Origin of the sequence: Pseudomonas sp. P7548, from assembly GCF_013386585.1 — a bacterium.
In the GTDB taxonomy this organism is placed as follows: Bacteria; Pseudomonadota; Gammaproteobacteria; order Pseudomonadales; family Pseudomonadaceae; genus Aquipseudomonas.
Map to the genome: position 1 here is coordinate 146861 of NZ_JACARO010000017.1, position 18971 is coordinate 165831.

15 protein-coding genes are annotated in these 18971 nt (G+C 61.3%); 4 read left to right on the plus strand and 11 right to left on the minus strand.

Translation table 11 applies throughout. The annotated features are described in order from the left end of the window. Positions 1-36: 36 nt before the first annotated feature. The 10 genes from HX803_RS09955 to HX803_RS10000 all read right to left on the minus strand — a co-directional run bounded on the left by HX803_RS09955 (position 37) and on the right by HX803_RS10000 (position 12854). The gene (locus tag HX803_RS09955; RefSeq protein WP_178920235.1) at positions 37-1602 is read right to left on the minus strand and encodes a SpoVR family protein; all 1566 of its coding nucleotides are present in this window, start codon (positions 1600-1602) and stop codon (positions 37-39) included. Further along, positions 1599-2870, minus strand: a complete 1272-nt coding sequence (locus HX803_RS09960; protein WP_016977872.1) for a YeaH/YhbH family protein — start codon at positions 2868-2870, stop codon at positions 1599-1601. The genes HX803_RS09955 and HX803_RS09960 overlap by 4 nt, the downstream gene beginning before the upstream one ends. A 113-nt stretch (positions 2871-2983) precedes the next feature. After that, entirely contained in the window at positions 2984-4906 is a 1923-nt protein-coding gene (locus HX803_RS09965) for a PrkA family serine protein kinase (protein WP_178920236.1), read from the minus strand. A gap of 285 nt (positions 4907-5191) precedes the next feature. After that, positions 5192-5521, minus strand: coding sequence for a thiosulfate sulfurtransferase GlpE (gene glpE / locus HX803_RS09970; protein ID WP_178920237.1), 330 nt, complete (start codon positions 5519-5521; stop codon positions 5192-5194). A gap of 8 nt (positions 5522-5529) precedes the next feature. Beyond that, positions 5530-6378: a symmetrical bis(5'-nucleosyl)-tetraphosphatase gene (locus HX803_RS09975; RefSeq protein ID WP_178920238.1), complete on the minus strand. Its 849-nt coding sequence runs from the start codon at positions 6376-6378 to the stop codon at positions 5530-5532. Then, positions 6378-6758, minus strand: a complete 381-nt coding sequence (apaG, locus tag HX803_RS09980; RefSeq protein ID WP_065904636.1) for a Co2+/Mg2+ efflux protein ApaG — start codon at positions 6756-6758, stop codon at positions 6378-6380. The genes HX803_RS09975 and apaG overlap by 1 nt, the downstream gene beginning before the upstream one ends. Before the next feature lie 175 nt (positions 6759-6933). After that, positions 6934-7746, minus strand: a complete 813-nt coding sequence (gene rsmA / locus HX803_RS09985) for a 16S rRNA (adenine(1518)-N(6)/adenine(1519)-N(6))-dimethyltransferase RsmA (protein ID WP_178920239.1) — start codon at positions 7744-7746, stop codon at positions 6934-6936. Further along, complete coding sequence (gene pdxA, locus HX803_RS09990) at positions 7743-8732, minus strand: 4-hydroxythreonine-4-phosphate dehydrogenase PdxA (RefSeq protein WP_176996608.1); 990 nt, start codon at positions 8730-8732, stop codon at positions 7743-7745. The genes rsmA and pdxA overlap by 4 nt, the downstream gene beginning before the upstream one ends. After that, complete coding sequence (locus tag HX803_RS09995) at positions 8729-10069, minus strand: peptidylprolyl isomerase (RefSeq protein WP_176996607.1); 1341 nt, start codon at positions 10067-10069, stop codon at positions 8729-8731. Before HX803_RS09995 ends, pdxA begins: the two co-directional genes overlap by 4 nt. Then, complete coding sequence (locus HX803_RS10000; protein ID WP_178920240.1) at positions 10044-12854, minus strand: LPS-assembly protein LptD; 2811 nt, start codon at positions 12852-12854, stop codon at positions 10044-10046. Before HX803_RS10000 ends, HX803_RS09995 begins: the two co-directional genes overlap by 26 nt. 130 nt (positions 12855-12984) lie before the next feature. Between HX803_RS10000 and HX803_RS10005 the strand changes: the two genes are divergently transcribed. Genes HX803_RS10005 through HX803_RS10015 form a run of 3 tightly spaced genes read left to right on the plus strand, consistent with a single transcriptional unit; the run spans position 12985 to position 15450 of the window. Continuing rightward, the gene (locus HX803_RS10005) at positions 12985-14010 is read left to right on the plus strand and encodes an aminoglycoside phosphotransferase family protein (RefSeq protein ID WP_178920241.1); all 1026 of its coding nucleotides are present in this window, start codon (positions 12985-12987) and stop codon (positions 14008-14010) included. After that, positions 14007-14681, plus strand: a complete 675-nt coding sequence (gene murU, locus HX803_RS10010; RefSeq protein ID WP_178920242.1) for an N-acetylmuramate alpha-1-phosphate uridylyltransferase MurU — start codon at positions 14007-14009, stop codon at positions 14679-14681. Before HX803_RS10005 ends, murU begins: the two co-directional genes overlap by 4 nt. 1 nt (position 14682) lies before the next feature. Continuing rightward, the gene (locus tag HX803_RS10015; RefSeq protein ID WP_178920243.1) at positions 14683-15450 is read left to right on the plus strand and encodes a TerB family tellurite resistance protein; all 768 of its coding nucleotides are present in this window, start codon (positions 14683-14685) and stop codon (positions 15448-15450) included. A gap of 74 nt (positions 15451-15524) precedes the next feature. Here the strand turns inward: HX803_RS10015 and HX803_RS10020 are convergent, their stop codons facing one another. Continuing rightward, positions 15525-16499 carry an alpha/beta hydrolase family protein gene (locus tag HX803_RS10020; RefSeq protein ID WP_178920244.1) on the minus strand — a complete coding sequence of 325 codons (975 nt, stop codon included), beginning with the start codon at positions 16497-16499 and terminating at the stop codon, positions 15525-15527. A gap of 77 nt (positions 16500-16576) precedes the next feature. Here HX803_RS10020 and HX803_RS10025 point away from each other — a divergent pair, with 77 nt between their 5' ends. Continuing rightward, positions 16577-18967: a PAS domain S-box protein gene (locus HX803_RS10025; protein ID WP_178920245.1), complete on the plus strand. Its 2391-nt coding sequence runs from the start codon at positions 16577-16579 to the stop codon at positions 18965-18967. Positions 18968-18971 lie beyond the last annotated feature (4 nt).

Here is an 18971-nt window from a genome sequence, read left to right on the forward strand (position 1 = left end):
TACCGCCTGTGACTGGCCAATGGAGGCTTTGCAGTTTCAGAGATGAACGACGGCCAGGTCCAGGCGGCCGTAGTCGTTGTCGTTGTGATCGGTGCGCGGTGGTACGTGATGGGTTTTCATCACCTGGTCGCCCTGCAGGGTCTCCAGGTGAATATCGAACCCCCACAGGCGATGCAGGTGCTTGAGTACCTCCTCGGTAGATTCGCCCAAGGGTTTACGGTCGTGCTGCTGGTGGCGCAGGGTCAGCGAGCGGTCGCCGCGCACATCGATGCTGTAGATCTGCACATTGGGCTCACGGTTGCCCAGGTTGTACTGCGCCGCCAGGGTTTCACGGATGGTGCGGTAGCCGGGTTCGTCGTGGATGGCGGGCACCACCAGGTCATCTTTAAGGTCGTCATCAAGGATGCTGAACAGCTTGAGGTCACGAATCACCTGGGGTGACAGGTACTGCAGGATGAAACTCTCGTCCTTGAAGCTGCTCATGGCGAATTTGATGGTCGACAGCCAGTCGCTACCGGCGATCTCCGGGAACCAGCGGCGGTCTTCTTCGGTAGGGTGCTCGCACATGCGGCGAATGTCGCGGTACATGGCAAAGCCCAGTGCATACGGGTTGATACCGTTGTAGTACGGGCTGTCGAAGCCTGGCTGGAACACCACACTGGTGTGGGAGGTCAGGAACTCCATCATGAAGCCGTCGGTGACCAGGCCTTCGTCGTACAGGTCGTTCATCAGCGTGTAGTGCCAGAAGGTGGCCCAGCCTTCGTTCATCACCTGGGTCTGGCGCTGTGGATAAAAGTATTGGGCGATCTTGCGCACGATGCGCACGATTTCCCGTTGCCAAGGCTCAAGCAGTGGCGCGTGTTTTTCCAGGAAATACAGGATGTTTTCCTGAGGTTCGGCGGGGAAGCGAGCGTTGTCCTTGTCGCTGTTCTTGCCTGTCTTTTTAGGGATGGTGCGCCACAGGTCATTGATCTGTTTCTGCAGATGCTCCTCGCGCTCCTTCTGGCGCAGACGTTCTTCCTCGGCAGAGATCGGGTAGGGGCGCTTGTAGCGGTCCACGCCGTAGTTCATCAGGGCATGGCAGGAGTCGAGCAGGTCTTCCACTGCATCGATACCGTGGCGTTCCTCGCATTGCATGATGTACTGCTTGGCGAACACGAGGTAATCGATGATCGAGCTGGCGTCGGTCCAGGTGCGGAAAAGGTAGTTGCCCTTGAAGAAGCTGTTATGCCCGTAGCAGGCATGGGCCACTACGAGTGCCTGCATGCAGATGGTGTTTTCTTCCATCAGGTAGGCGATGCACGGGTCGGAGTTGATCACGATCTCGTAGGCCAGGCCCATCTGGCCGCGGCTGTAGGACTTTTCGGTGCTGAGGAAGTGTTTGCCGTAGGACCAGTGGTGGTAGCCCAAGGGCATGCCGACGGAGGCGTAGGCGTCCATCATCTGTTCGGCGGTGATCACTTCGATCTGGTTGGGATAGGTGTCCAGGGCATAACCCGCCGCGATGCGGCTGATTTCCCGGTCGTAGGCCTGGATCAGCTCGAAGGTCCACTCGGACCCTGTGGAGATCGGTTGGCGTTTTTGCTCTTTTTTGGCGGTCATGTCACTAACCTGCGCTGGAAGAGTTCACGGAAGACCGGGTAGATATCGCCGGCCGAGACCAGTTGCTGCTGGGCGAACGTGTCGGCAAAGGCTTCGCCGATGCGCTCGTATTCGAACCACAGGGCCTGGTGCTCACGGGGGGTGATTTCAACGTACGTGTAGTACTGCACAAATGGCATGATCTGGTTGATCAGGATGTCGCGGCAGATCGGCGAGTCGTCGTTCCAGTTGTCGCCGTCGGAGGCCTGGGCCGCGTAGATGTTCCACTCGTTGGCGGGGTAGCGCTCGGCCATGATCTCCTGCATCAGTTTCAATGCGCTGGAAACGATGGTGCCGCCGGTTTCCCTCGAGTAGAAAAACTCTTCCTCGTCCACTTCCCGGGCGCTGGTGTGATGGCGGATGAACACCACATCGATCTTGTCGTAGTTCCGCTTGAGGAACAGGTACAGCAGGATAAAGAAGCGCTTGGCAATGTCCTTGGTGGCCTGGGTCATGGAGCCGGACACGTCCATCAGGCAGAACATCACCGCCTTGGAGCTGGGGTTGGGCTGTTTGACCAGCAGGTTGTACTTCAGGTCAAAGGTGTCGAGGAACGGCACGCGATGAATGCGCGCACTGAGTTTCTCGATTTCGGCTTCGATTTCCTGGATATCGCCGAAGTTGTCCGGTTCTTCGCGTTTCAAGCGTGCCAGCTCTTCCTTGGCCTCCTTCAGCTTTGCGCGGCTGCTGCCGGACAGGGCGATGCGCCGTGCGTGGGCCGAGCGCAGCGTGCGGATGATATTGATGCGGGATGGGTTGCCTTCGTTGCTGATCCCGGCGCGCACGGTCTTGAAGGTGTCGGTGCCGGTCAGGTTGCGTTTGACCAGGTTGGGCAACTCCAGGTCTTCGAACATGAATTCGAGAAATTCTTCCTGGGTAATCTGGAACACGAACTCATCCATGCCCTCGCCGGAATTGCCGGCCTTGCCCGGGCCCTTGCCGCCGCCTCCGCCCTGGGGCCGCTGGATATGCTCGCCGGTGGTGAATTCCTTGTTGCCGGGGTGCACGACGGTCTGTTTGCCGCCCCGGCCATGGTGCAGCACCGGTTCGTCGATGTCCCGGCCAGGAATGCTGATCTGTTCGCCATGTTCCATGTCGGTGATGGAACGGCGGCTCACGGCCTCTTCCACGGCCTTTTTGATGTGGTCACGGTAACGGCGCAGGAAACGCTGGCGGTTTACCGTGCTCTTGTTCTTGCCATTGAGGCGTCGGTCGATCACATAGCTCATGGGGAGCCCTCCGGGCAGCTTCACGTTACAAGCTTCACGCTACGCGCTGGAAGCTTAGAGACAAGCGGTCAGCTGCCGGGCGCTTGGCCCGGCAGTGCACGCCTGTGGCTGCCTTACTGCGATTTGCGCACCCGCAGGTACCACTCGGAGAGCAACCGTACCTGTTTGTCGGTGTAGCCACGCTCGACCATTCGTGTGACGAAGTCGTTGTGTTTTTGCTGATCCTCCTTGCTGGCCTTGGCGTTGAAGCTGATGACCGGCAGCAGATCCTCGGTGTTGGAGAACATTTTCTTCTCGATGACCACCCGCAGTTTCTCGTAGCTGAGCCAGGTGGGGTTCTTGCCGTTGTTGTTGGCACGGGCGCGCAGCACGAAGTTGACGATCTCGTTGCGGAAATCCTTCGGATTGCTGATGCCGGCCGGTTTCTCGATTTTCTCCAGTTCTTCGTTGAGAGCCACGCGGTTGAGGATTTCGCCGGTTTCCGGGTCGCGGTATTCCTGGTCCTGGATCCAGAAGTCGGCGTACAGCACGTAGCGGTCGAAGATGTTCTGGCCGTACTCGCTGTAGGACTCCAGGTACGCCGTCTGGATTTCCTTGCCGATGAACTCGATGTAGCGCGGCGCCAGGTATTCCTTGAGGAAGCGCAGGTAGCGTTCACGGGTTTCGGCCTGGAATTGCTCCTGTTCGATCTGCTGTTCCAGCACGTAGAGCAGGTGCACCGGGTTGGCGGCAATCTCGTGCGGGTCGAAGTTGAAGACCTTGGACAGGATCTTGAACGCGAACCGTGTCGAGAGGCCGTTCATACCCTCGTCCACGCCGGCACTGTCGCGGTATTCCTGGATCGACTTGGCCTTGGGGTCGGTGTCCTTGAGGTTTTCGCCGTCGTACACGCGCATCTTCGAGTAGATGTTCGAGTTCTCCGGCTCCTTGAGGCGCGACAGCACCGTGAACTGGGCCAGCATCTTCAGGGTGTCGGGCGCGCAGTGAGCCTTGGCCAGGGAGCTGTTGAACAGCAGCTTGTCGTAGATCTTGATCTCATCGCTGACCCGCAGGCAGTACGGCACCTTGACGATGTAGATCCGGTCGATGAAAGCTTCGTTGTTCTTGTTGTTGCGGAAGGTGTGCCATTCCGACTCGTTGGAGTGGGCCAGCAGGATCCCGGTGAACGGAATCGCGCCCAAGCCCTCGGTGCTGTTGTAGTTGCCTTCCTGGGTGGCGGTGAGCAGTGGGTGCAGCACCTTGATCGGTGCCTTGAACATCTCCACGAACTCCATCAGGCCTTGGTTGGCCCGGCACAGTGCGCCCGAGTAGCTGTAGGCGTCGGCGTCGTTCTGTGGGAATTCCTCCAGTTTGCGGATATCGACCTTACCCACCAGCGCCGAGATGTCCTGGTTGTTCTCGTCGCCCGGTTCGGTCTTGGCCACGCCAATCTGGTTGAGGATCGACGGGTAGAGCTTGACCACGCGGAACTGGCTGATATCGCCGCCGAACTCGGCCAGGCGCTTGGTGGCCCAGGGCGACATGATGGTGTTGAGATAGCGCCGTGGGATACCGAAGTCCTCTTCGAGGATCGCGCCATCTTCCGTGGCGTTGAACAACCCCAAAGGCGATTCGAAAACCGGAGAACCCTTGATGGCGTAGAAGGGCACCTTCTCGATCAGTTGTTTGAGCTTTTCGGCCAGGGACGACTTGCCGCCGCCGACGGGGCCGAGCAGATAGAGGATCTGTTTCTTCTCTTCCAGGCCTTGGGCGGCATGGCGGAAGTAGGAGACGATCTGGTCGATGCATTCTTCCATGCCGTGGAAGTCTTCAAAGGCCGGGTAGCGCCGGATCACCTTGTTGGAGAATATTCGCGACAGGCGCGAATTGTTCGAGGTGTCTACCAGCTCCGGCTCGCCAATTGCCAGCAGCAGGCGTTCGGCGGCAGACGCGTAGGCACTGCGGTCCTGTTTGCACAGTTCGAGATACTCTTGCAGCGTGAGTTCTTCTTGCCGTGTGGACTCGAAGCGTTGTTGGAAGTGGCTAAAAATACTCATGACGTCGTCACCTCGCTCGATACGTGGAGCCGACGCCGGATCAATCAGTCGATGCTGGCAGCCATTGGCGATCGCCAATGGCCGTTTTCCCCCCAGAACACCCTGAAACGCTACCGATGACCCGCACGCCGGTGTACCGGCTCTCCCCTGATTCGGATGGCCTGCGCTTAAGGATAGTTCGGAATCGGGGAGGTCAAGGCGCGATGCGTAATTAGTTTGGCTGCGCCGTTCGTCAGAAACGGCGCGAGGCCAAGCGTCACGCGGGGTAGCGGGGTGTGAAAAAAATTATTGCGAATCGCCGGAGGCAATTTCCGCAGGATACGTCGTACGCCACAGCTCAAAGCCGCCGTCCAGGCTGTAGACGTCGGAGAAGCCCTGGCTGATCAGATAAGCCGCTGCGCTCTGGCTGGAATTGCCGTGGTAGCAGGCGACGATCACGGGCGCATCGAGGTCGGCGGCGCGAATGAAATCGGCAATGTTGACGTTGTCCAGGTGCTGGGCGCCCTTGATGTGGGCCGCCACGTAAGTCGGCTGGTCGCGGATATCGACCACCACGGCACCTTGTTCGCGCAGGGCCTGGGCTTGTTCGGGGGGGATACGTTTGAATTCGCTCACGGGGGCTCCTAGGGCTTGGCGGCCGGCAGGGTAACGGAAAGGGGAGATTCGCACTGGCAGCTCAGGCGCTCGCCAGTGTCGATGTTCATCAGGGTCATGGCGCCGCCCCACACGCAACCGGTGTCGAGGGCAAACACGCCGGGCTCTTCGCACTGGCCTTCCAGGGCCGCCCAGTGACCGAAGATGATCTGTGTGTCGCGGGTCTTGCGTTCTTTATGCGCGAACCATGGCTTGTAGCCCGGCAGCGCCGTGTCGGCGCCTTCCTTGCTCTTGAGGTCCAGCTTGCCTTCAGCGGTGCAGAAGCGCATGCGCGTGAAGTAGTTGGTGATGACGCGCAGGCGGGTCACGCTCGTGAGATCGTTATCCCACTTCACGGGCTCGTTGCCGTACATGCCGTCGAGGTAGGTGGCGTACAGGTTGTCATCAGCCAGGGCGCTTTCGACTTCGGCCGCGCACTTGAGTGCCTTCTTCAACGTCCACTGTGGCGGGATACCGGCATGGACCAAGGCCATGTTGCGCGCTTCGTCGTAATGCATGAGCTTTTGCCGGCGAACCCAGTCGAGCAACTCGGCACAGTCCGGCGCTTCGAGGATTTCCCGCAGGGTGTCACCCTTTTTCAGGCGCTCGATGTTTTTGCCGACAGCCAACAGGTGCAGGTCATGATTGCCCAGTACACACACCAGGGCATCGCGCAGGCTATAGAGGTAGCGCAGGGTTTCCAGGGATTGCGGGCCGCGGTTGACCAGGTCGCCGACCAGCCACAGGCGGTCCTTGGCCGGGTCGAAGGCAACCCGCTCCAGCAGGCACTTGAGAGGTTCCAGGCAGCCTTGCAGGTCGCCGACCGCGTACGTCGCCATCAGTGCAGGGCTCCGGGCACCGCGAGGCGGAAAGGCGCAATGACCGCATCGAACAGTTGGCCATCGGTGGCCTTCATCTGATACGAACCTTGCATGGTGCCGACTTTGGAGGTCATGACCGTGCCACTGCTGTAGGTATGGCTGGCGCCGATGTCGATCAAGGGTTGCTGGCCAACCACACCGGCACCGCGCACTTCCTCGACCTGGCCGTCACCGTCGGTGATCACCCAGTGGCGCGATAGCAGCTTGGCAGGCACCAGGCCGTTGTTCTTCACCGTGATGGTGTAGGCAAAGGCAAAGCGGTTCTGTTCAGGTTGCGATTGGTCCGCCAGGAAGCGGGTGACGACGCTGACGTCGATCTGGTAGCGAGGATCGGACATGCAAGAGGCCTTAAAAGCAAAAGCGGAGGACAGCAGATGCGGGTCAGTCTAGGCCATCAGCCGGGCACTAGGCCAGACATGCTATCTGGCCTGGTGTGCACATCCTTGTAGGAGCCGGCTTGCCGGCGATAGCGATCTTGAGGACTCCATCGCCGGCAAGCCGGCTCCTACACGGTTATTCAGCGGCTGGGGCGGGCTGGATCGCCAGCTGGTCAGCCAGGCGTACGAATGCGGCGAGGTCCAGTTGCTCCGGGCGCAGGCTGCCGTCTACACCGGCGGCTTCGATTTCAGCGTTGCTCAGCAGCGCCTTGAGCGTGTTGCGCAAGGTCTTGCGGCGCTGGTTGAACGCTTCACGCACCACCCGCTCCAGCAGGCGATGGTCCTTGGCTGGGTGCGGCAGTACGGCGTGAGGCACCAGGCGCACGATGGCCGAGTCGACCTTCGGCGGCGGGTTGAATGCACCTGGGCCGACGTTGAACAGGTGCTCTACGCGGCAGTGGTACTGAACCATGATCGACAGGCGACCCCAGTCACCGCCGCCAGGGCCTGCGGCCAAACGCTCAACCACTTCCTTTTGCAGCATGAAGTGCATGTCGCGGATGATCCCGGCGTTGTTGAGCAGGTGGAAAATCAACGGCGTGGAGATGTTGTATGGCAGGTTACCCACGACCCGCAGGCTGTTGGGCGCGGCGTTGAGGGTGTTGAAGTCGAACTTCAGCGCATCGCCCTGGTGCAGGTTGAAGTTGGGTTTGCCGGCGAACTGCTGGTTGAGGATCGGGATCAGGTCCTTGTCCAGCTCAACCACGTCCAGTTGGCCACCGCTGGCCAGCAGGCCTTGGGTCAGCGCGCCCTGGCCCGGGCCGATTTCCAGCAGGCGGTCGTCGGGCTTGGCATGGATGGAGCGCAGGATGCGGTCGATTACGCCCGCATCGTGCAGGAAGTTTTGCCCGAAGCGCTTGCGCGCCCGGTGTTGGTAATGCTCAGTCATATACGGGTCTCGGCCATCTGATAGGCGGTTTCCAGGGCCACGTGCAGGCTGCCGGTATCGATCTTGCCGCTGCCCGCCAGGTCCAGGGCAGTGCCGTGGTCGACGGAGGTGCGGATGATCGGCAGGCCCAGTGTCACGTTGACTGCGGCGCCGAAGCCTTTGTACTTCAGCACGGGCAGCCCCTGGTCATGGTACATCGCCAGCACTGCGTCGCAGTGCTCCAGATATTTGGGGGTAAACAGAGTGTCCGCAGGCAGTGGGCCACGCAGGTCCATGCCTTCTTGGCGCAGGCGCTCTAATGTCGGTTCAATGATGTCGATTTCTTCATGGCCCAGGTGGCCACCTTCACCGGCATGGGGGTTGAGCCCGCAGACCAGGATGCGTGGCTGGGCGATGCCGAATTTCTGTTGCAGGTCGGCGTGCAGGATGCGCGTCACGCGTTCCACGCGCTCGGCGGTGATCGCATCGGCGATGTCCCGCAGCGGCAGGTGCGTGGTCACCAGGGCCACGCGCAGCCCCCGAGTGGCCAGCATCATCACCACTTGTTCGGTGTGGGTCAGCTCGGCGAGGAATTCGGTATGACCGGAGAAAGCAATGCCGGATTCGTTGATCACGCCCTTGTGGACCGGCGCGGTGATCATGCCGGCAAAGGTGCCGTCGATGCAGCCTTGGCCTGCCCGTGTCAGGGTTTCCAGCACAAAGGCCGCGTTGGCCTTGTCCAGTTGCCCGGCAACGACCTTGGCCTGCAATGGGGTGTCCCATACGTACAAGCTGCCTGCCGGAGCGGGCAGATCGGGCCAATTGCCCGGTGCTGCGTCCAGCAAATTGACAGCCACACCCAGTTGCGCGGCCCGCTCAAGGAGCAGGTCGCGGCTGGTAATGGCAATCAGGGGATGTGGCTGGGGTTGCGAGGCGAGCAGCAGGCACAGGTCTGGACCAATGCCGGCTGGCTCGCCGGGTGTCACCGCGAAACGCTGAGGTTTCACTGGGCTGCCTGATCGGCGCCTGTTTGCTCGGCGGCGGGCAGCTTGTTTTCCACGTAGGCTTCGTCGCGGATCTGACGCAACCAAGTCTGCAGCTCTTCGTCGTATTTGCGGTTGCGCAATACGGTGAGTGCTTGCTGCTCGCGGGCTTGAGCGGTGTTGTCAGTGGCGCGACGGCCAAGGACTTCCAGCACATGCCAGCCGTATTGGGTCTTGAACGGCTTGGACAGAACACCTTGCGGGGTCTTGGCCATGACGTCCTGGAACTCCGGCACCAGCGCTTTCGGGTCGATCCAGTTCAGGTCGCCGCCGTTGAGGGCAGAACCCGGGTCTTCCGAGAAGCTTTTGGCCAGGGTCGCGAAGTCTTCACCGCCTTCGATGCGGTCATAGATCTTCTGGGCCAGTTCCTTGGTTTGGGCTTCGGTGCGGATTTCGCTTGGTTTGACCAGGATATGACGAACATGCACTTCGTCTTTCAGCGAGTTCTCGCCGCCGCGCTTGCCCAGCAACTTGAGGATGATGAAGCCGCCCGGTGTACGTGCAGGCTGGGTGATATCACCCACGCTCATGGCGCTCAGCTCACGGTCGAATGGCGGTGGCAGTTGAGCAGCTTTACGCCAGCCCATGTCGCCGCCGTCCAAGGCGTTGTCACTGCCGGAAACGGCAATGGCTGTCTGGGCGAAGTCGGCACCGGCTTTCAGGCGGTCATAGACAGCCTGGGTTTTTGCGGCAGCAGCGTTGAGTTGCTCGGCGCTGGCGCTGTCCGGGGTCGCGATCAGGATATTGGCCAAGTGCAGCTCTTCGGAGAGCTGCATCTTGCCGAGATCGGAAGCCAGGAAGTTCTTCACTTCCTGCTCGGACACCTGCACACGTTCAGCCACACGGCGCTGACGCACACGGCTGATGATCATTTCGCGCTTGATCTGGTCGCGGGCGTCCTCGTAGGACAAGCCGTCGTGGGCCAGGGCGGCGCGGAACTGGTCGATGCTCATGTTGTTGCGTTGAGCAATAGTGCCCACCGCCTGGTTCAACTCTTCGTCCGAAATACGGATGCCGGAGCGCTCGCCGATCTGCAGTTGCAGGTTCTCGACGATCAGGCGTTCCAGAACCTGAGGTTCCAGCACGCTGGTCGGTGGAACGCCACCACCGCGCTTGGCGATGGTTTGCTGAACTTCCTTGACCCGTTGGTCCAGTTGGCTCTGCATGATTACGTCGTTATCGACGATGGCTGCCACTTTATCCAGTTGCTGAACCGCAGCGTGTGCCGAAACAGTACCCAGGAACAGCGCGCCCAGCACTAGCGGGCGTAAGCAATCAGAAAGCTTGGTCTTCACGTTCACGATAACCTTCAATGCCTTTGTCGAGGAAGCTCTCTACCTTGGCGCCGGTCAGGCCGCCGAGTCCTTTGAGGACGATCTGGAAGAAGAGCCCGTGGTCACCCTTTTCGTTCAACGGGGCGATCTGAGTGTATTCGTCGTTGGAAACCCAATAACGGTTGATCACGCGAAGTTTCCAGCAGCAGTTGTCGTACTCGAAACCACCGAAGGCTTCCAGGGTACGGTTGCGGGCATAGTCATACTGCCAGCGGGTGATCAGGTTCCACTGGGGAACGATCGGCCACATCATCGAGAAGTCGTGTTGCTGGATTTTGTAGTAATCCTTCACGAAGTTCGGATCGCCTGGGCTGCCGTAGTCGCCACCAAACTGCCACTTGCCGGTCAGCTGGTTGTACACCACCTGGTCGTTGCGGTAGCGGTAGCCGACGTTGATAACCTTGTTCGGGTTGTCTTCCGGCTGGTAGTGGAACATCGCGCTGCCGGAACGAGGGCTGTGGTTCTCGGTGTCCCAGTTGTAGTCGGCAGTGGCGCGCCAGTCGCGGTTGAAGCGGAACTCGTAGTCCAGGGCGATTGGCGACACGTCGGTGTTCGCATCGGCACGGTCGGCCGCCAGGATGCCTGGCAGTTGAACCTGGCGATCCTTGAAGTACAGCGCCTGGCCCACGGACACGCGCTGACGTTCGAAGCCGTTGTCTTCGATCCAGCGGCTGGTCAGGCCCAGCGACAGTTTGTTTTCGTCACCGATCCGGTCGTTACCGCTGAAGCGGTTGTCGCGGAACAGCGAGGCGTAGCTGAACGAGTACTCACTGGTGTCGAAGACCGGAATGTCGCTTTGGTCCTTGTTCGGCACATACAGGTAGAACGCGCGGGGCTCGAGGGTTTGGCGATAGTCTTTGCCGAACCAGTTGGTGTTGCGGTCGAAGTACAAGCCGCTGTCGATGCTGGCAACCGGAACTGCACGGTCCTGGGAGCTGCTGAAGCTGCCACCGGCATACGGGTTGGCAGGAGTCGAGGCCGCTTGCGCCGCGATGATCTGGTTCTTGCCGATGCTGTCCAGGTCAAGATCGTACTTGGTGTAGACGTACTTGAGCTTCGGCGTGACGAAGCCGTAGGTCCAGTTCATCGGGTATTCGACGGCCGGTGCCACGTTCAGGCGCGTACCGTTTGCACGGGTCAGGCCGGTCACGTAGGTGTCCAGGCGCGGCGAAACCAGGCCGTTCTCGTCGGTGAAGTTGCCGTTTTCCAGGTCACGCTCGAAACGCACCGCTTCAGTTTCATAGCTGAAGTTCAAACCACCCGGGTGGAATGGCAGTTGGCCGTTGAAGGTGATCTGCGGCAGGCGGTCATACGGCGTGATCTGGGAGATCGTTGCCAGCTGATAGGCCTGCAGGTTCAGGCGTGCCTGGTAGGAGTCACCGCGATAGGTCACGGAACCCTGCTGGTTGATGAAGTCCTGGCTGCGGATGCCTTCCTGGAAAGACTTGAGGTCCTGGAAGTAGTAAGGGTCGCTGATGTTGGTGTAGTCGACCTGGGTCAGTACACGCGAATCCAGCCCGCCCTTGTGTTGCCAGTTGAGCATGTAGCGAGTTTTCTCGTAGTCGGTCTGGCCTTTACGCTCGCTGTTGTCGTCGTTCAGGTACGCGCCGCCCACCTGGCCTTCGCTGGACTTGGTGAGGTAGCGGAATTCGCCTTCCATCAACAGGCCGCGCTTGGTCATGTATTGCGGGTACAACGTGGCGTCGTAGTTGGGCGCCAGGTTGAAGTAGTACGGCGTCACCAGGGTGAAGCCGGTCTCGCCGCCCGTGCTGAAGCTCGGTGGCAGGAAGCCGGATTGGCGACGATCGTCGATCGGGAAATAGATGTAAGGGGTGTAGAGGATCGGAATGTTCTTGATCCGCAACGTCGCGTTGGTGGCTGTACCGAAACCGGTGGCCGGGTTCAACGTGATGTTGTTGCCCTTGAGCTGCCAGGCGTTGCTGTCTGGCTCGCACGTGGTGTATGTGCCGTCCTTGAGACGGATGATCGCGTTTTCGGCACGCTTGGCGTACAGCGCGTTGCCGCGGATACGCGACTTGTGCAGGACGTATTCGGCGTTGTCGATCTGGGCGGCGCCGGTGTCGAGCTGGACCTGGGCGTGGTCGCCCACGATCAGGGCGCCGTTGTCGCGCAGACGGACATTGCCGTTCAGCTCGCCACGGCTCTCGGCCTGATACAGGCTGGCTTCCTGAGCCTCCAGCTGCATGCTGCCCTGGCGCATGACAACGTCACCGGCCAGGGTCGCGACTTGTTGTTCCTGCTCGTAACGAGAAGCCTTGGCACCGATGAAGGTCGGCGCATCGCTCTTGTTCGTCTTGTCGTTCATGCCAGGGCGCGTCGGCTCGATGTACGCACCGCCGCAATAAGGACCGGTTTCAGCCAGTTGGGCTGCGGTCAGCTTCTCGCGAGGCACCCAGTCCAGATGGCTGTAGTCGGCGCTGCGCGAACGCAGGCCACGGCCCTTGGACTCGGTGACCAGTGCGGTCTGCGGCCCAGCATCGGCTTTGCCGCCAGCGTCGGTTTGCGCCGTGCTGGTGGCCGAGCTGACGGCAGCGCCGTCATGCACAGGACGCGGTGGCAAAGGGGCAGCGGCGGTTTTCGGCGCGCAATCCCAGGCACCCGAAGCAGAGACTGAGCAGTCATACTGTTCCGCGGCGACCACGAATGAGGTGGCGAAAGGTTGCATGGCCAGCAGACTGCCGGTTACCAGCAACGGAAATTTTCTACGAAACGCGGGGGATTTCAATGCCATCTTATTAGTCCGGGCTTCCTGCGTGCCATCTGCCCGCGGTGTGGGCCGCACGCCTCTCGATGGTCTGAAAAAGATGCGTGATAATAAAGCATGACCCGCTTGACGGCTAGCGCCGTCGGAGACCCTTGTAATGCCCGAGCAAGATCTACGTTTACAACAGCTGGAAGTCTGGCTGGATGAGCAGTTGCCGATCCTTTTCAATGCCCAGGGTTGGGGTGCCGTCCCCCCGGCTACATTGACCGCGGCCAGCAGCGACGCGAGTTTCAGGCGGTATTTCCGCTGGGAAGGCGGGGACCACACGTTCATCGTGATGGACGCGCCACCCCCCCAGGAAAACTGCAAACCCTTCGTCGATATCGCCCATTTGCTCGCGAAATCGGGAATAAATGTGCCAAAAATTTACGCAGAAGATTTGCCGCGCGGCTTTCTTTTGCTCAATGACCTGGGCCGAAAAACCTATCTGGACGTAATTGACGACAAAAACGCCGATCAATTGTTTGCCGATGCCATCGACAGCCTGCTGGCTTTCCAGCAATTGCCGATGGACGCGCCGTTGCCCAGCTATGACGTCGCCTTGCTGCGGCGTGAGCTTGAATTGTTTCCGGAGTGGTACGTGCGTCGCCACTTGGGTATCGAACTGGATACCCGGCAACAGACACTGTGGCAGCGTGTCAGCGATCAACTGATCGACAGTGCCCTGGCGCAACCCAAGGTGCTGGTGCATCGCGACTACATGCCGCGCAACCTGATGATCAGCGAGCCGAATCCCGGCGTGCTGGACTTCCAGGATGCGGTCTATGGCCCGGTGACCTACGACATCACCTGCTTGTTCAAGGACGCCTTCCTCAGTTGGCCAGCGGTTCGTGTGCGTGAATGGCAGCGCGGTTATTGGCAGCGCGCGCAGCAGGCCGGCATTGCAGTGCAGGCGGACTTCGACGAGTTCCTGCGTGCCAGCGACTTGATGGGCGTACAGCGTCATCTCAAGGTCATCGGCATTTTCGCGCGCATCTGCCACCGTGATGGCAAGCCACGCTACCTGGCGGACGTACCGCGCTTCTTTGCTTATATAGAAGCGGTGCTTGCCGACCGCCCGGAGCTGAGTGACTTGGCCGAGCTGCTGACCAGCCTGCGTGCTCCCGCCGAGGCCGGTGTATGAAGGCCATGATCCTGGCGGCCGGCAAAGGCGAGCGCATGCGCCCGCTCACCTTGCACACGCCCAAGCCGTTGGTGCAGGCGGGAGGCAAGCGCCTGATCGAGTATCACCTGGAGGCGCTGGCCAAGGCCGGCTTCACCGATATCGTGATCAACCATGCGTGGCTGGGTCAGCAGATTGAAAGCTACCTGGGCGACGGTGCCCAGTTCAGCTTGCGCATCCAGTACTCGCCCGAAGGTGAGCCTTTGGAAACCGGTGGCGGGATATTCCAGGCACTCCCTTTGTTGGGGGATGAGCCGTTCCTGGTGGTCAATGGCGACATCTGGACCGACTACGACTTTACCCGGTTGCGCCAGCCACTCCAGGGCCTGGCCCATCTGGTGATGGTGGACAATCCGGCGCATCACCCGTCGGGCGGTGATTTCTATCTGGATCAGGGTTTGCTTCATGATGCCGCGCCCGGTGCCGATAACCTGACCTTCAGTGGCATTTCAGTGCTCGACCCCCAGTTGTTCGCGGGTTGCAGCGCAGGTGCCTTCAAGCTGGCGCCGCTGTTGCGTGCGGCCATGGCTAAAGGTCTGGTAACGGGGGAGCACATGGCGGGACGCTGGATTGATGTCGGCACGCTGGAACGCTTGGCGCAAGTCGAAGCCTTGCTGACTGCGGAGCAATAGGATGTTGTGGCCAGGGACGCTGATCGGCGCCGGGGCTGGCTTTGCCATTGCCAGTATTCCGGGGGCCTTGTTGGGGGCTTTGTTGGGCCAGGCGCTGGACCGTCGCCTGCAACTGCAGAGTTGGGCGCAGTTGCCCGAGCGCTTGGGCGGGCGCCCGGCACTGCGCAACGACGAACTGCTGTTTGTGCTGCTGGGGCGCCTGGCGAAAAGCAATGGTCGGGTGGCCGACGGGCATATTCAGCAAGCGCGACAAGAGATGCGTTCGTTGGACATGACCGAGTCGGCCCAGCGTCGCGCCATCACGGCTTTCAATCGTGGCAAGTCAGGCACCGACCGCGTGCGCAGCTACCTGCGTGTGCTCAAGGCCCAACCCCATGCCGCCGAAGGCGTATTGCGTGCATGCTGGCGTATGGCCTGGGCCGACGGCAGGGCGGATGACGCCGAGCGCGACCTGATCGACCTATGGGGCAAGTGGCTGGGTTGGACACCGCAACAGCTTCAAGCGCTGGCTGCCGACTTCGCGCCGGAGCGCAAACCCTTGGTCAATCGTAACGCGACTTATCAGGACGCGCTTCGGATGCTGGGTGTGACGGCCACCACCGAGCCTTCGGCCATCAAGCGCGCTTACCGGCGCCTGCTCAGCCGCCACCACCCGGACAAGATCGCCGGCAGTGGCGCCAGCCCCGCGCAAGTGCGTGAGGCCACCGAGCGGACCCGCGAGCTGCATAACGCCTACGCGTTGATTCGCGAGCGTCGGGACTTTCGCTAGCTGCCAAATGCGGCCCTGGAAACCCAATCCCCCTGTAGGAGCCGGCAAGTCGGCTCCTACAGGGGGGGCGGGGTTTAGTCCGCCTGGGTTTGCGGGCTCAACCAACCGCGAATCCGCCGATACAGCTGCTCTTGCTCGGCCGAACTATTGCCGGGCAAGGTCGTGAGCGACACCTGCTTATAACCCGTATTCTTCGTGCGCTTGGCCGCCTGCCCACGCTCCAGGGCGGTTTTGCGCGCCTGGGTGTCGTCCTGATAGAAGACGTCAGCCGTGGGTACCTTCAAGGCTGGCGCCAACTGCTGCAGGCTAGGCTCACGCGCCGCAGGCGTCTTGCCGGCCACCATCACCAGCTTCTGCACCTGGGTTGGCTGCTTTTCACTCAGGTAGCGCGCCGCCCACCAGGCACCGGTGCCATGGCCGAGCAGCACTACGTTGCGCGCACTGTGGGTTTGTGCAAACGCGACGGCAGCATCGATGCGGTCGAAGATGCGTTTGGCGTCGGTCTTGTCCTGCTCATCCGTGCCGGGCACCACCGCCGGGTCCGTCCCTTCGGCCTCGGCACTGGCGGCCTGTTCGATGGGCTTGGCGGCGGTGCTGCCTTCTTTGCTGCTGGTGTCGACGGCGGCCTTGGGTGCTTCGATGACGCGAGGCGGCAGGGTATCCAGGCTCATGTCGGGCAGTGACAGGCTGAGGGTGCCCCAGTCGGCGTCCGGTAATTTGCGCCGCAACGGTGCGATTGCTTGCGGCCAGTCAGCACTTTCCCCGGCGCCCGGTACGATAATCACCACCCCTTCGGGCTCGGCGCTGTTGGCCGGTTTCCACAGGGCCAGGAACGAATCGCTGCCGGCTTGCAGTTGTTGCTGTTCCTGCTGCGGGATCTGCCGTTCAAGGGCGGTGGCGTCTTCCTGGCTGCGCTCGGGCAGAGGCTGGCGCTCAGCCGGTTTTTCGGCGCTAGGCGCGGGTGCGTCAGCCGCCTGAACAGAAAAGCCGCTGGTAAATAGCAGCGACAGGCACAATGCTGGCAGTGCCGAACGGTTTCGATGTGGCATCGTTATTTCCCGGCCAGAAGTGATTCCAGCAGCCTAATGGGTTGGTCAGTATTTGTCAGTGATGTGAGACGTGGATCATGGGTTTTCGCTGTCTGCTGGTTATCGGCTGCTTGTGCTTTGCCTTGATGGCAAGTGCCGCGCCTGCGCCTGTCGCGCCACAGGCGCAGCTCAATGCACAGCAACGTGAGTGGTTGGCCCAACACCCGGACCTGCGCGTTGGTCTGGTATTGCAAGCGCCTTACGCGCAATACGATCGGCGCTTGCAGCGCTTGTCCGGGGCCAACGTCGAGTTGATGCAGTCGCTGGCCAAGGCGCTGAACATCGAGCTGACCTGGCGCAACTTCCCGACCCAGGAGCAACTGGAGGCTGCCGTGCGTGAGGGCGAGGTGGACATCGCTCCCGGCCTGCAGCAAACCCCGGCCGGCCTGCGCCTGTGGTTGTTCACCGATCCTTACATGCGCGTGCCCCAGCACATCGTCGGGATTCGTGAAGGCGGTGCGGCGGTGGACCTGGAAAAACTCGACGAACAATCCCGAGTTGCCGTGCGCATGCCCAGTGCCGTTGCCGACTATTTGCGCAGCACCTACCCCAAGCTGAATGTGCAAGGCGTGCCCATGGAGCGCCAGGCGTTGCAGTTGCTGGTGAGCCAGCAGGCGCGCTACGCCGTGGTGGATGAGGCGCAGTTGAGCCGGTTGTCGGGCGAAGCGGAATTCGCCGGGCTGGCCGTGGTGGGCGATATTGGCCTGCCGCAGCTGTTGCGCGTCGCCACCCGGCGCGAATGGCCAGAGCTGGCGAGCATCATGCAGAGCGCCTTGCGTGCCATCCCCGCCCGCGACCTGGATCAACTGCACAGCCGCTGGCTGCAACCCAAGTACCCAAGGCTGTCGGAGTCTCCAGGCTTCTGGCAAAACCTGAGCCTATTGTTGGGCCTGTTACTGCTGGCCAGCCTGGCGGTGGTGTCCTGGCAACGCCGCCAGCAGCGCGTGCTGGAGCACAACCTGTTGGCGGCCCGGGAAGAAAGCGCGGCGCGCGCCGCCGGGGCCGAGGCTTTGCGGCTGACGCAGTTTTCCATTGACCAGAGCACCGTGGGCATCCTGTGGGTCAACTGGGACAGCCATGTGCGCTATGCCAACCTGGCTGCCGAAACCATGCTTGGCTATAAGCCTGGCGCGTTGATCGAGCGCCCGCTGATCGAGTTCGACCCGACCCTCACCATGGACCGCTGGCTCAACCTGTGGAAGCGCGCCCGTGCCAGCGAAGACGGGCCGCAGAGTTTTGCCACCAATTGCCTGCGCGCCGATGGCAGCGTGTTGCCGGCCGATGTGTCCTTGAGCTTCTTGCGTTATGGTGGTGGCGAATACCTGGTGGTGTACCTCAACGACGTCACCGAGCGCCGTCGTGCCTTGGCTGCCTTGCAGGAAAGTGAAGCGCGCCTGCAGGGCATCGCCGCCAACGTGCCAGGGCTGGTGTTCCGCCTGGAGCGCTTGCCACGCAGCGATGCCATCGAGTTCGCGTACATCAGCCAAGGCAGTGAAGGCCTGGTCGGTTACTCGCCGTCGGTGCTCAGTGATCCGGCCATGGGCATTCGCAGCCTGGTGCACCCGGATGACCGCGCCAGTTACCACCGCACCCAGGACCAGGCCATCGAGACGGAAAGTAACTGGTCGTGGCAAGGGCGCATCCTTACCCGACTCGGGCAGCAGCGATGGGCTGACATCAAGGCCGTGACCCGCCGCCTGGACGACGGCACGGTGGTCTGGGACGGGATTGTCTGGGACATCAGCGAGAGCAAGCGCATCGAGCTGGAGCTGGATGCTTCCCGCGCACAGTTGCGTGAATTGTCGGCCCACCTCGAAACCGTGCGCGAGGAAGAAAAGGCGCGCATCGCCCGTGAAGTGCACGACGAGCTGGGGCAGATGCTCACGGTGCTCAAGCTGGAAACCTCCATGTGCGAGCTGGCGTATGCACAACTCGACCCCGGGCTGCATGAGCGACTCAACAGCATGAAGCGTCTGATCGCCCAGTTGTTCCAGCTGGTGCGTGATGTGGCCACGGCGCTGCGTCCGCCGATCCTCGACGCGGGGATTGCCTCGGCCATCGAGTGGCAAGCGCGGCGTTTTGAGGCGCGCACGCAGATTCCTTGCCTGGTGCAAGTGCCGGATAACCTGCCGACCTTGAGTGATGCCAAGGCTATCGGCCTGTTTCGGATCCTGCAGGAAGCGCTGACCAATGTGATGCGCCACGCCCAGGCGCATACTGTGGAACTGACCCTGGTGGTAGAGGATAACGACTTGCGGCTGACCATCAGCGACGATGGCGTGGGTTTTGTCCAGGCCCAGGGGCGGCCAGTGTCATTCGGCCTGGTCGGCATGCGTGAGCGGGTGCTGATCATGGGCGGGCAATTGAGCCTGGCGAGCGAGTTGGGGGAGGGCACCACCCTGAGCGTCACGGTGCCGCTGGATGCATAACGAT